Raw genomic sequence first — 663 nt, 5'->3', positions numbered from 1 at the left:
GATCAACGGGGAGGTGCGGAGCATCGAGGCGGCCAGGCCTGTCGGGCCCGCCCGCCTCGATGCTCCGCACCTCCCCGTTGATCAGCACCGAATCCGGGGCCATGTGGTTCCCCGTCACCTTGGGCCGGGCAAGCCGCGGGTCCGAGGTCAGCTCCACCTCGGCGGTGACGGAGGCATACTCGCGCGCCAGCACCGGCACCGGTCCTCTCCGCAGATCGGCCCCGTGCAGCCCGGCGGACACCCCGGCCGCGGCCGCGCAGAGCAACACCGCTGCCCCGGTCGCCCGCGACCACCCGTACCGAGCCCCCGCCGCCCGACTCCGCACCGGACCCGGTGGCCAACTCCGCGCCGGACCCGGCGGCCGACCCTGCGCACTCCCTGGCGCCCGGTCCCTCGGCACGTTCGGCGCGCGTCCCGTCGGCCTCTCCGAGAGCGGCCCACCGAGGACCGGTGTCCGCGCTCCTCCCCTCGGTCTCCTCGAGAGCGGCCCACCGCGAACCGGTGTCCCGTCCCTTCCACCGTCCGACGGCAGCGGCCCCCCGCCGCCGGCCGATGCCCGCCCTCCCCGTGCCCGGCCCCGCCGGCCGCCCAGGCGCACCCCGGCACAGAGCCCGCAGCCGAAGGCCAGGCCACCCCCCAACTGGGGGGAGGGCCCCACAACCA

Annotated in this window: 1 pseudogene; it reads right to left on the bottom strand. The window is 77.4% G+C overall.

The features are described from left to right. A pseudogene (locus P1P75_RS41850) lies at positions 1-325 on the bottom strand (MBL fold metallo-hydrolase); the annotation flags it as partial. Between the last annotated feature and the right edge of the window lie 338 nt (positions 326-663).

It is taken from the genome of Streptomyces sp. ID05-39B (assembly GCF_033794725.1).
Taxonomy (GTDB): domain Bacteria; phylum Actinomycetota; class Actinomycetes; order Streptomycetales; family Streptomycetaceae; genus Streptomyces; species Streptomyces bobili.
This window is presented reverse-complemented; position numbering and strand designations above follow the sequence as displayed.